Consider the following 12,694-nt stretch of genomic DNA (forward strand, 5'->3'; position numbering starts at 1 on the left):
CGCATGGCGCGGCTCGTCCCGCGCGATGTGTCGGTCCGGTGCCGCCAGCCCGTCGCGCGGACGCAGCCTCGTAGGGTGGGTAGAGCCGAAGGCGAAACCCACCGTCGCGAAGCTGCACGCACGACGCGCGATGGGTTTTGCTTCGCGCGACCCATCCTGCGAGGGGCATGGGATCGCGAGCCAACCGCAAAGGCGACTCGCCCCGTAGCCCGGCTACGCGAAGCGCACCCACCGAGAGTTGGAAAGCAAGAGCTGGATCCCAGCGTTCGCTGGGATGACGGCGCAGGATTGGTACCCAGCCTCGTAGGGTGGGTAGAGCCGAAGGCGAAACCCACCGTCGCGAAGCTGCACGCACGACGCGCGATGGGTTTTGCTTCGCGCGACCCATCCTGCGAGGGGCATGGGATCGCGAGCCAACCGCAAAGGCGACTCGCCCCGTAGCCGGCTAAGCGAAGGGCACCCGGGGCCCCAGCGTGAGGGGCGCCTACCGTGCAACAAGCCAAGCGCCCTGCGCCCAGCCCTGTGCCGACCCGGTGCCCCGGGCGACCGTGCGCCATGCTTGCCTCAGCGGGAGAACCGCCGTTTCCTGCGTGGCGTGGCGTGGCCCGTCCCGCGCGCGATGCCTCAGCCCAGTTCCGCCAGCCAGTCGCGCGGACGCAGGTAGTCGGCCAGTCGCGCTTCCGCGCTGCCGGGCTCGGGCTGGTACCCGTATTGCCAGCGCACCAGCGGCGGCAGGCTCATCAGGATCGACTCGGTGCGCCCGCCGGACTGCAGCCCGAACAGGGTGCCGCGATCGTGGACCAGGTTGAACTCCACGTAGCGGCCGCGCCGGTACAGCTGGAAATCGCGCTCGCGCTCGCCGTAGGGGGCGTCGCGACGGCGCTCGACCACCGGCAGGTAGGCATCCAGGAAGCCGTTGCCCACCGCCTGCATGTACGCGAACGCGGGCTCGAAGCCTTCCTCGTGCAGGTCGTCGAAGAACAGGCCGCCCACCCCGCGGGTCTCGTCGCGGTGCTTGAGGAAGAAGTAGTCGTCGCACCAGGCCTTGTGCGCCTGGTAGCGCGCCTGCCCGCCGAAGGGTTCGCACAGCTCGCGGGCGACCCGGTGCCAGTGCAGCACGTCCTCGTCGACCGGGTAGAAGGGCGTCAGGTCGAAGCCGCCGCCGAACCACCAGGCCACCGTCTGGCCATCGCGCTCGGCGGTGAAGTGGCGGACGTTCGCGTGCGTCGTCGGCACGTGCGGGTTGCGCGGGTGGAATACCAGCGACACGCCCGTGGCCCGCCACGAGGCGCCGGCCAGTTCAGGTCGCGCGGCGGTCGCCGAGGGGGGCAGGCGGGTGCCCGAAACGTCGGAGAAGCCGATCCCGGCCTGCTCGAACACCGCACCCTCGCGTAGCACCCGGGTGCGGCCGCCGCCGCCCTCGGGCCGGTCCCAGCGGTCCTCGTGGAACCGCGCCTCGCCGTCGGCGGCTTCGATGGCCGTGCAGATGCGGTCCTGCAGGTCGGTCAGGTAATTGCGTGCGCGCATGAAGTTGTCCATGCGTGCATTCTACGAAGCGCCGGCGATGCGGTCTTGATCGGCGTCAATCCACGACCGCGCGGGATACTGCACGACTTCGGGGCAGGCCGTGTTTCGCGCTACTGTAGGCGTGCCCGTCGCAGTGGACGCAGGCGCCCTACGCCACATAAGGACATGGACATGAGCACGCCCCCCAGCCACCTTGAAATCGCCCTGGCCTCGATCCGCGTGTTCGCCGACGATGGCCAGCTCGACGTCGCCGAGCTCGAGGGTCTGCTCGACCTCGCCCTGCGCGATCGCCTGGTCGATGCGGACGAGCGCCGCGTGCTGGCGAACGTCTTCGCCCAGGCCGAGAAGGGCGCAGTGTCGCCGGCGCTGGCCACGCGGATCGCCGAGGCCCGGCGCAAACACGCCATCCCGGCCTGATCGCCCCCTCCCTGTCGCCCTGCCGTCCCAACGCGCCGCACGCGCTCGCAGCGTGGGGGAGGCGCAATTCCGCGCTTACATGTAACGTTCCCCGAAAGTCACATGTGATGTATTGACACTGTCACATGTGATGCGTATGGTCGATCCCATGGAACGAAAAACCTCCGCTTACTACCAGCGACGGCACCGCGAGCGACTGCGCGAGATGGGGCTGGTGAAGAAGGAGCTTTGGATCCTGCCCGAGTTCGCCGAAGAGCTTGCGGCAGTGGAACGACGCATGCGCCAGCCCCGTGGCTCGGTGCCTACCCAGAAGGAGATTGGTATGAACGAGCCCAAGGTCTGGACTGCCGCCGCGCTGCACGAGGCGCTGGCGGCCACCGACGCGGTGCGCACCGGCGCGGTATCGGTGGAGCTGCTGGACGGCGCCGAGCCGAGCCTGCATGTGGTCATGCACGACTACGGCGACCTGCCGGTTTTCCTGGCGGTGGTCGGCGAGCAGATCATCGTCGAGGCGCTGATGTGGCCGGTATCGCAGGTCAAGGACGCGGTGGCCTTCAACGAAGAAGTGCTTCGCACCCACAAACTGTTCCCGCTGTCGACGATCGGCATCGAGGTGATCGACGGCGACCCGGTCTACATCATGTTCGGCGCGCTCGACGCGAGTTCCTCGCTGTCCAACGTGGTGTTCGAGATCGACACCCTGGCCGACAACGTCATTTCGGTCACCGAAGCCTTCGAATCCCGCCTGCGCGACGCGGCCTGAGCCGCCGCCGTCCACGCATAGCCACGGAGAGACACCATGAATATCTGGAGCAAGTTGCTGACCGCGCTGCGCGGCGGGGCCAACGAGGTCGGCGAGTCGATCGTCGACGGACAGGCGCTGCGCATCCTCGACCAGGAAATCCGCGACTCCGACGCCGAACTGCGGCGATCCAAGGAAGCCCTCGCCGGGATCATGGCCAGGCTCAAGCTGTCCGAGGCCAGCCTGGCGAAGTCGAACGACAAGATCGCCGAGTACGAGGCCTACGCGATCAAGGCGCTTGAGTCCGGCGACGAAGCGCTGGCCCGCGAGGTCGCCGGCAAGATCGCGGTGCTCGAGGGCACCCGCGATGCCGAACGGGATCAAGTGGCGCAGTTCAGCGCCAGCGTCGCCGACCTGCGCAAGGCCATCACCCAGGCCGAAAGCAACATCCGCCGGCTCAAGCAGCAGGTCGACACGGTCAAGGCCACCGAAAGCGTGCAGCGTGCGCAGGCCACCGTCGCGCACCGCTACAGCGGCTCGCAGTCCAAGCTGCAGACCGCGGTCGATTCGCTCGAGCGGATCAAGCTCAAGCAGGCCGAGCGGGGCGCGCGCATGGAGGCGGCGGCGGAACTGGCGCGCGACGAAGGCCAGGACGGCGTGGACGTGAAGCTGAAGGAAGCCGGCATCATCGCCGACGACGCCAGCGCGGAGTCGGTGCTCGACCGGCTGAAGAAGCAGGCGGGCAGCTGATCCCCGCGCCGGCGCCCCGACGGGGTCGCCGCGCGAACGCAAGTGGCGGCACGGATTCCGCCATCAAGCCCGGGCACGGATGCCCGGCGACCCGACGGCGCGATCGCCCCGGGTTCCACCGCAGAGGCGGCAGGGGAGGGGCCGATGGACGTATTCCTGCAGATGGTTGTGTCGTATCCGACCGTGGTCTACACGGTACTGCTGGCGGTATGCCTGCTGTACTGGCTGGTCGCGATGCTGGGGCTGGTCGACCTGGAGCTGTTCGACGGCTGGCTGGAGACCGATGCCAGCGACGCCGTGGAAGCGGTCGACGGCGGTGGCGTGGCGGGCATCCTTTCGAAGTTCGGCCTGGCCGGCCTGCCGCTGATGATCGTGCTGACCGTGCTGGTCATGACCGCCTGGATCGCGAGCTACTTCGCCGACTACCTGCTGCTGCGGCACCTGCCCGGCGGGCTGGTGCGCTTCGTGCTCGGCACCGGCGTCGTCGTCGGCAGCTTCGTCGCCGCGGTGCCGGTCGCCGGCCTGCTCCTGCGCCCCGTGCGCCTGGTCTACGACAAGCTGCGCCCCGAGCCCCCGCGTTCGCTGCTGGGCATGGTCGGCACGGTTCGCAGTCCGCGCGTGGATGCCCTGCAGGGCATCGCGGCGGTGGAGGATGGCGGCGCCGGGCTGGTCCTGCAGGTCCGGAACGAATCGGCCGCGGGCTTCGCGCGCGGCGATCGCGTGGTGCTGATCGAATACCTGGAAGCGCAGAACGCCTACCGGGTGATCGGCGAGGACGAATTCAGGGGGCCTTGAGCGTCCCGCTGGCAACGACATGGAGAACACGAAATGCCGATCCACATGATCATCACGCTGGCATATGCCGGGGTCGTATTCGGCGTCCTCGGCTACGGACTCTGGCTGGCCACGCGCCTGGTGGACGCGCAGCGCCGCACGGCCGATGCGCTGGTCGCCATCGCGGCACGCCTGGACGCACGCGGCACCTGATCCAGCGCCAGGATCCTGGACACACACGGGCCCGGCCGACCTCGCGCCGCGGTCCCACCCACGCAGAAAGGGAGATGGGGTAATGACACTCGAGATGGAACAGGTACTGCCCGTGCTGGTGATCATCGGCACCGTGGTGGCGATGCTGCTGGGCCTGGTCGGCCTGGTCAAGGCGTTCTACGTCAAGGTGCCGCAGGGCACCGCGCTGATCGTCAACGACCTGTCGGCCACGCCGAAGGTGCACTTCACCGGCGCCATGGTGCTGCCGGTGATCTACAAGCAGGAGTTCATGAAGATCTCCCTGATCACGCTGGAAGTCGACCGGCGCGGCAAGGACGGGCTGATCTGCCATGACAACATGCGCGCCGACATCACCGTCGCCTTCTACCTGCGCGTCAACGAGACCCAGCAGGACGTGCTGAAGGTCGCCAAGGCAATCGGCGTGGACCGCGCCTCCGACCGCGCCGCGGTGAACGAGCTTTTCAACGCCAAGTTCTCCGAGGCCCTGAAGACCGTCGGCAAGAAGATCGAGTTCGTGAACCTGTTCGAGAACCGGCAGGAGTTCCGCGACCGCATCATCGAGGTGATCGGCAACGACCTCAACGGCTACGTGCTCGAGGACGTGGCGATCGACTACCTGGAGCAGACCCCCAAGGGCTCGCTCGATCCGAGCAACATCCTCGACGCCGAGGGCATCCGCAAGATCACCGAGCTGACGGCCCGCCAGAACGTCATCACCAACGAGCTTTCGCGCAACGAAGAGCTGGCGATCACCAAGAAGAACGTCGAGACGCGCGAGGCCATGCTGGCGCTGGAGCGCCAGCAGGCCGATGCCGAGGCGCGCCAGAAGCGCGAGATCGAGACCATCAAGGCGCGCGAGGAAGCCGAGACCCTGAAGGTGCAGGAAGAAGAGCGCCTGAAGGCCGAGCAGGCCCGCATCGCCGTGCAGGAACAGCTCGACATCCGCGACGAGAACCGCCTGCGCGAGGTCGAGGTGGCCCAGCAGAACCGCCAGCGCGCGGTCGTGATCGAGGTCGAGAAGGTCACCCGCGCCAAGGAGCTCGAGATCGTCTCGCGCGAACGCGAGGTCGAGCTGCAGCGGATCGAGAAGGAAAAGGCCCTGGAGGAACAGCGCAAGGAGATCGCCAACGTCATCCGCGAGCGCGTCGCCGTCGAGAAGACCGTCGCCCAGGAAGAAGAGCGGATCAAGGAAGTGCGCGAAGTCTCCGAGGCCGACCGTCAGAAGCAGGTGGTCATCCTCGAAGCGCAGGCGCGCGCCGAGCAGGACCTGGTGCGCCAGGTCAAGCAGGCCGAGGCCGACGAGACCGCGTCCCGACACAAGGCGGTCGAGGTCACGGTGCTGGCCCAGGCCGAGCTGGAGGCCGCGGCCAAGCAGTCCGAGGCCAAGAAGAAGATGGCCGAGGGCATCGAGGCCGAGCGCGCGGCGCCCGGCCTGGCCGACGCACGAGTCCGGGAAGTCACCGCAGCGGCCCTGGAGAAGGAGGGCCTGGCCGAAGCCAAGGTCATCGCCGAGAAGCTGACCGCCGAGGCGCGTGGCGACCGCGAGAAGGGCCTGACCGAGGCCAAGGTGCTGGAGGAGAAGCTGGGTGCGCAGGCGCGCGGCGAGCAGTCGCTGGGCGAAGCCAAGGCCAAGGCGACCCGCGACGTGGGCCTGTCGGAAGCCGAAGTGCTGTTGACCAAGCTCAAGTCCGAGGCCGAGGGCCTGGAAGAGAAGTTCGCTTCGCTGGACGCCCTGTCGGACAACGCGCGCGGCCACGAAGAGTTCCGCATGCAGCTGGAGAAGAACTTCGAGCAGGCCATCGCAGGCATCGAGGCCAACAAGGACATCGCCCGCGAACAGGCCGACGTCCTGGCCACGGCGCTGGGCAAGGCCAACATCGACATCGTCGGCGGCGAGGGCGAGTTCTTCAACTCCTTCGCCAAGGCACTGTCGGTCGGCAAGGCGATCGAGGGCGTGGCGGGCAAGAGCCCCATCGTGCAGGACGTGCTCGAGCGCCTCATGTCCCGCGGCAAGGGCGAGGGCCCGGCCGCGAAGGACGAGCGTCCGCTCGATTCGTGATCGCGCCGACCCGGCCGCGGCGAGGGCCGCGGCCGGGACACGTGGACTGACGCGGCCCACCCGGCGGATGCCGGGCGGTGGTCGCCCGGGCGACGGCATCGTCGCCAGTACAGCCCCCGGTCGGGGGGACAGGAAGGAGCAACATGGCCGAGCAGGGTACGGGTTCCCGCGCCGATGACGGAATGGTCGAGGAGGGGCGTGGGGTCGTCGACCGCGCCGTCGCCGAAGGCGGCGCCTACGAGGTGCTGCACAAGCGCCTGGCGGACCAGGGCCAGCGCCTGCGCGGCCTCGCCGATGCGCTCAACGCGCGACGCCTGGAGACCTTCGGCAGCAGCCGCATGGCCCTGCTGGGGCGATTGCGCGTGCGTACCGAGAACAACTGCGTGGCCCGCGACCTCGTCCAGGTCGGCAGCCGCTTCCTGTTCGGCTACAACGTCTTCCTCGGACTGAAGAAGGAAACCCGGGTCGAGGACGTGTTCTCGCTCTACCAACTGGTCGAGTCGGGCGACGGCTTCGACGTCACCCCGGTGTCGCACGCCGAGAGCTTCCTTGGCGAGGAGTCCTTCGTCCAGGACTTCCGCGAGCTCTACGCCTACTACAAGGACACCCGCCTGGTGCAGCTGGCACTGCGCGACGGCAAGCTGCTGGCCGCGTTCCAGATCGGCGAGCGCCTGGACGACCTGCGCGTATTCCGCTGGTCGGTCGCCGACGAAGGGCGCGAGGTCCGCTACATCGACAACCGGGGCGAACGCGACATCGCCCTGCCGGCGCCCTACGATTTCGAGTGGACCGAGGCCACCCGCGAGATGGCGGTGAACGGCCGGCATCCGCACCTGAACATCCTCGACACGGTGTTCGTGGAAACCCTCGGCGGCGACCTCACGATCAAGGTCGAGGACAACACCGAGGACGGCGAGGGCATCTACCGCGAACCGGTGGAGGACAAGACCCAGTCGCTGGACGACGCCCGCGTCGCGTTCGCGCGACTGGGCACGCTGGTGCTGCTCAAGGTCCTGCCCTACCGGGAAACCGACTGGCGATACCTCGTCTACAACACGCTGACCCGGCAGGTGCGGCGCATCGACGAGATCGGCCAGGCCTGCATCCAGCTGCCCGAGGACCACGGCATCGTCTTCCCGGGCGGCTACTACCTGCAGAACGGCGAATACAAGGCCTTCGAGCAGGACATGCGCGGCATGCGCTTCAGCCGCTCGGTGCGCTCGCCCAACGGCGAGGACGTGCTGTACGTCTTCTACGAGCCCGTCGCCGGCCGCACCGCGCTGTTCACCTACAACATGATCGAGCGCCGCCTGCAGCCGCCGATGTCGGGCCATGGCATGGCGCGCCTGGACGATGGCCGCATGGTCATCTTCAGTTCGGAAAGCGACGCGCCGACCCGCGTGCATCCGATGCAGGTGTGGGAAACGCCGTTCAGCAGCGACGAGTTCGCCGCACGGCAGCCCGTCGGCGAGGGCTTCATGGGGCGCATCGGCAATGCCGAACTGGTGCGCGGCATCTCCGACCTGTTCGGCCTGGTACGCGCGATCGGCGCCGAGGAGGTCTCCGCACAGCGCTACGAACAGCTTGCGCAGGACACCCGGCGCCTGTTCGACCTCCATCACTGGATCGCCGACCCGGAGGGCGGCGCGCTCGCACCACTGTTGCACGAGATCGTCGCCACCAGCGAGTCGGTGATCGACGAATACGAGAAGGTCGAGGGCATCCGCCGGCAGTCCCGCGAAGCCATGGCGGACGCCGCCGCCCGGCAGAAAGCGCTCATGGGCCGCCTGCTCTCCGGGGACTGGGACAGCGTCCAGCCCTACGTGGAGGCGCTGGGTGCGCTCTCGCGCCACCGCGGCCACCTGCTCGGCCTGCGCGAGCAGCGCTACGTCGATGTGGACGCGCTCGATGCGATGGAAGCCGAGGTGCAGGCCGCGCAGGCGCGCATCGGCGAGGCGACCGGGACCTTCCTGGCCAGCGACCGCGCCCTGCAGCCCTTCGCCGACCGCCTGGACGCGCTCGATCGCGACGCGCAGGCGGCCGAAAGCGTCCGCGCGCTGTCCGGCGCCCTGGAGGCCATGCAGGCGATGTCCAGCGACCTGGACACGCTGTCGGAGCTGATGGCGAGCCTGAAGGTCGAGGACGCCACCCAGCGCACGCGCATCGTCGAGTCCATCTCCGGGGTCTATGCGCGCCTGAACCAGGCCAAGGCGCGGGCCGACCAGCGGCGCAAGGCACTGGGCGCGAACGAATCCATGGCGCAGTTCGGCGCGCAGTTCAGCCTCTTCAGCCAGAGCATCGCCAGTGCCCTGTCGCTGGCCCAGGACCCGGAGCGCTGCGACGAACAGCTGTCGCGCCTGATGGTCCAGCTCGAGGAGCTCGAAAGCCAGTTCGGCGAGCACGAACAGTTCCTGGCCGACATCCTGGCCAAGCGCGAGGAAATGCTCGAGACCTTCGAGGCGCACAAGCAGGCCCTGCTCGACGACCGCCAGCGCAAGGCGCAGGCGGTGGCGGATGCCGCGCTGCGGATCCTCGACGGCCTCCCGCGCCGCACCGACCGCCTCGCGGAGGCCGACGCACTGCATGCCTTCTTCGCCGGCGACCCCTTGATCCTGAAGCTGAGCGAGCTCGTCGAGCGCCTGCGCAACCTGCGCGACAACGTCCGCGCCGACGACGTCGAGGCGCGCCTGAAGGGCGTGCGCGACCAGGCGGTGCGCGGCCTGCGCGACCGCAGCGAACTGTTCGAGGCCGGTGGCGACGTCATCAAGCTCGGGCCGCGCCACCGATTCAGCGTCAACACCCAGCCGCTGGATTTGACCGTGATGCCGCGCGGGGACGGCCTGTCCCTGCACCTCACCGGCACCGACTACTTCGAGCCCCTCCACGACGCCACCCTGGACGACTCGCGCACGTACTGGCAGCTCTCGCTGGACTCGGAGTCCAGCCAGCTCTATCGCGGCGAATACCTCGCCGGCCTGGTCCTGGACGCGGCCCGCGCAGGGCGGGAGGGCCTGGACCTGGACCTGCTGGCCCAGGACGCGGCGAAGGCGGGCGCGCTCGACAGGCGCATCCGCGACTTCGCCGCCCCGCGTTACCGCGAGGGTTACGAGAAAGGCATTCACGACCACGACGCGGCGCTGATCCTGCAGGCGCTCCTGCCGCTGCAGGCCAGTGCCGGCAGCCTGGTGCACGCGCCGGGTGCGCGCGCACTGGCCTGGTGGGCCTGGGGCCAACTGCGTGACGACGACGCCGGCGCGCGCTGGCCGGAGCGTGCACGCACCCTGCACGACATCGCCCGCCTGCTCGGCCGGCGCGACGGCATCGATCGCCTGGTCGGGGAAGTCGCCGACGCCATCGACGCGCATGCCCGCGCCGCCGCGATGCCGTTCGATGCAGGCCTGGCGAGGCCTGCGGCCGTCTACCTGGTGGATACGCTCGCCGCGCGACATTCCCGGTTCCTCGTCACCCGCCACGCCCGTGAGTTGCTCGATGCGCTGCGCACCCGGCTGGGCGAGGGCCCCGCGTGGGATGACTTCGAACAGGCGCTCGAGCGTCTTGCCGACCGCCCCGGTGCGCGCTGGTCGCTGGCACGCGATGCCTTCCAGGCGCTGTGCGCCGACCCCGGTCATGCGCCCCTGGCCCGCCACGTCGACGAGGCGGTCGCATGGTTGCTGCTGGCCGACCCGTTGGCGCTGCGCGTCACCGAGGCCGACCTGCACGCCGAGGTCGAGGGCCTGCTCGGCGAGCATCCCCGCATCGAGGCCGGGCGCATGCGACTGGCGGTGGACGACTTCGCCGAGCGCCTGCAGTGGCACCGCGAGCACTTCGTGCCGGGGTTCCAGCGCTACCAGGCGCAGCGCCAGGCGGTCGTGGCCCGCGAGCGCGAGGCCATGCGCCTGGACGAATTCAAGCCGCGGCCGTTGAGCTCGTTCGTCCGCAACAAGCTCATCAACGACGTCTACCTGCCGGTGATCGGAGACAACCTCGCCAAGCAGATGGGCACCGTCGGCGAATCCAGGCGCAGCGACCTGATGGGCCTGCTGATGATGATTTCGCCCCCCGGCTACGGCAAGACCACGCTGATGGAGTACGTGGCCCACCGCCTGGGGCTGAACTTCATGAAGATCAACGGCCCGGCGCTCGGCCACGAGGTGCGTTCGCTGGATCCGGCCCAGGCGCCCGACGCCACCGCCGCGCAGGAGCTGCACAAGCTCAACCTGGCGCTGGAGATGGGCAACAACGTGATGCTGTACGTCGACGACATCCAGCACACGCACCCGGAGTTCCTGCAGAAGTTCATCTCGCTCTGCGATGGCACCCGGCGCATCGAAGGCGTGTGGAAGGGGCGCACGCGCACCTACGACATGCGCGGCCGCAAGTTCTGCGTGGTCATGGCCGGCAACCCGTACACCGAGTCGGGCGAAGTGTTCCGGATCCCCGACATGCTCGCCAACCGCGCCGACATCTACAACCTGGGCGACGTGCTCGGCGGCATGGAGGACGCTTTCACGCTGAGCTACATCGAGAACGCCTTGACGTCCAGCCCGGTGCTGGCGCCGCTGGCCACCCGCGAGCTGGCCGACCTGTACCGCTTCGTCGATCGTGCCCAGGGCCGCGAGTTCTCCGCCAACGCGCTCTCGCATGCCTACAGCGGCGCGGAGATCAATGAGATCACCGCGACCCTCGAGCGCCTGCTGCAGGTCCGCGACGTCGTCTACCGGGTCAACCAGCAGTACATCGCCAGCGCCGCGCAGGCCGACAAGTACCGCACCGAGCCGCCGTTCCGCCTGCAGGGCAGCTACCGCAACATGAACAAGCTGGCCGAGAAGGTCTCCCCGGTCATGAACGACGCGGAGCTGCAGCAGCTGATCGCCGACCACTACCTGGGCGAGGCGCAACTGCTCACGACCGGTGCGGAGGAGAACCTGCTCAAGCTGGCCGAGCTGCGCGGCGTGATGGACGACGTACAGCGGGAGCGATGGGCGCAGATCAAGCGCGATTTCCTGCGCAACAAGGCCATGGGCGCCGACGATGCCGATGTCGGCGGTCGTGTCGTCGCCCAGCTCGCGGACCTCGTCGAAGGCCTGAAAGCCCTGGGGCAACGCGCCGAGCGGTCGCCGGCCGCGGATCCGGAGCAGGCCGCGCGCTGGTCCAGCCTGCTCGCGCTGCTCGAGCGCCTGGCCTCGCGCGACCCGGTCGCCCCGGTGGCCGCGCCCGTCGAAGGCGCCGCTGCGTGGCTCGACGGCCTGGCGCCACTGGCCGAGAGCCTGCAGGCGCGATCGGAGCAGCAGGCGCTGCTGCTTGGCCAACTGGTCGCGCACCTCGACAAGGGCGTCGCGCCGACGGCGCTGAGCGAAACCGAGCGCCAGAAGCAGCTCGAGCAGGCGCTGGCCGAGTTCGCCGACCGCCTGCACGGGCGCACCCGCCGCTGAACCGGAGATCGCATGGATTTCGACAGCCTGGACCGGATGCTGCGCGAGAGCGTGGAAGACCATCGGCTCGACACCGACGAGAAGCACGCCCTGCGCCAGCTCGGCGGGCAACTCGACCGCGAGCGCGTGCGCTACCTGCGCAACCGCGCCTTTGCGATGGCGCGCGACCTGCTCCACGACGATCCCGCGACCGCGCTTGACGGCATCAGGTGGCTCGAGCAGGTCGTCAGGACCCTGGACGTGGCCAGCGACACCACCCCGGTGGCATCGAGCGCCTGTTTCACGCCCGGCGATGCGTGCCTGCGCAAACTGCGCGACCTGTGCGGCGGCGCGCGGGAAGGCATCGACATCTGCGTCTACACCATCTCCGATGACCGCCTGCGCGAAGCCATCGTCGGGGCCCACCGGCGGGGCGTGCGGGTACGGGTGATCAGCGACAACGACAAGCGCCACGACACCGGCAACGACATCGGCTGGTTGCAGGCCCAGGGGGTCGTGGTGCGGCTGGATGCCAGCGAGCACCACATGCACCACAAGTTCGCGCTGTTCGATGGCCGCCTGCTCGCCAATGGCAGTTTCAACTGGACCCGCAGCGCCAGCGCGTACAACCAGGAAAACCTGACGGTGACCGATGACGCCCACCTGGTCCGCTGCTTCAGTGGCCAGTTCGAGGCGCTGTGGTCGCGCTACGGGGCCTGAATCCGGAGGCGGTGGGCGGAACCGCCCCGGGGCGGGATAATGGGCGCCCCCGGCCTGCCC

9 protein-coding genes are annotated in these 12,694 nt (G+C 69.0%); 8 read left to right on the top strand and 1 reads right to left on the bottom strand.

From position 1 onward, the window contains the following. Nucleotides 1-624 precede the first annotated feature (624 nt). A complete protein-coding gene (gene hemF / locus H4F98_RS14300; protein ID WP_182688518.1) occupies nt 625-1,539 on the bottom strand; it encodes an oxygen-dependent coproporphyrinogen oxidase in 915 nt (304 codons plus the stop codon). Between the two features lie 159 nt (nt 1,540-1,698). On the opposite strand from hemF, the gene H4F98_RS14305 reads away from it, so the two are divergent. The 8 genes from H4F98_RS14305 to H4F98_RS14340 all read left to right on the top strand — a co-directional run bounded on the left by H4F98_RS14305 (nt 1,699) and on the right by H4F98_RS14340 (nt 12,634). After that, nucleotides 1,699-1,944 carry a hypothetical protein gene (locus H4F98_RS14305; protein ID WP_182688519.1) on the top strand — a complete coding sequence of 82 codons (246 nt, stop codon included), beginning with the start codon at nt 1,699-1,701 and terminating at the stop codon, nt 1,942-1,944. Between the two features lie 148 nt (nt 1,945-2,092). After that, nucleotides 2,093-2,707, top strand: a complete 615-nt coding sequence (bacA, locus tag H4F98_RS14310; protein WP_182688520.1) for a biofilm formation regulator BacA — start codon at nt 2,093-2,095, stop codon at nt 2,705-2,707. Nucleotides 2,708-2,743: 36 nt separating this feature from the next. Then, the gene (locus tag H4F98_RS14315; RefSeq protein WP_182688521.1) at nt 2,744-3,436 is read left to right on the top strand and encodes a PspA/IM30 family protein; all 693 of its coding nucleotides are present in this window, start codon (nt 2,744-2,746) and stop codon (nt 3,434-3,436) included. 144 nt (nt 3,437-3,580) lie between these two features. Further along, nucleotides 3,581-4,231 (top strand): hypothetical protein, encoded by a 651-nt coding sequence (locus H4F98_RS14320; protein ID WP_182688522.1) that lies wholly within the window; start codon nt 3,581-3,583, stop codon nt 4,229-4,231. A gap of 33 nt (nt 4,232-4,264) precedes the next feature. Beyond that, nucleotides 4,265-4,423, top strand: coding sequence for a DUF8066 domain-containing protein (locus H4F98_RS14325; protein ID WP_182688523.1), 159 nt, complete (start codon nt 4,265-4,267; stop codon nt 4,421-4,423). Nucleotides 4,424-4,505: 82 nt separating this feature from the next. After that, nucleotides 4,506-6,503 carry a flotillin family protein gene (locus H4F98_RS14330; protein ID WP_182688524.1) on the top strand — a complete coding sequence of 666 codons (1,998 nt, stop codon included), beginning with the start codon at nt 4,506-4,508 and terminating at the stop codon, nt 6,501-6,503. A 143-nt stretch (nt 6,504-6,646) separates the two neighbouring features. Beyond that, the gene (locus H4F98_RS14335; RefSeq protein ID WP_246373241.1) at nt 6,647-11,935 is read left to right on the top strand and encodes a DNA repair ATPase; all 5,289 of its coding nucleotides are present in this window, start codon (nt 6,647-6,649) and stop codon (nt 11,933-11,935) included. A 12-nt stretch (nt 11,936-11,947) separates the two neighbouring features. Then, complete coding sequence (locus H4F98_RS14340) at nt 11,948-12,634, top strand: phospholipase D-like domain-containing protein (RefSeq protein ID WP_182688525.1); 687 nt, start codon at nt 11,948-11,950, stop codon at nt 12,632-12,634. The last annotated feature ends 60 nt before the right edge of the window (nt 12,635-12,694 follow it).

Origin of the sequence: Marilutibacter spongiae (assembly GCF_014145325.1) — a bacterium.
GTDB classification, from domain to species: domain Bacteria; phylum Pseudomonadota; class Gammaproteobacteria; order Xanthomonadales; family Xanthomonadaceae; genus Marilutibacter; species Marilutibacter spongiae.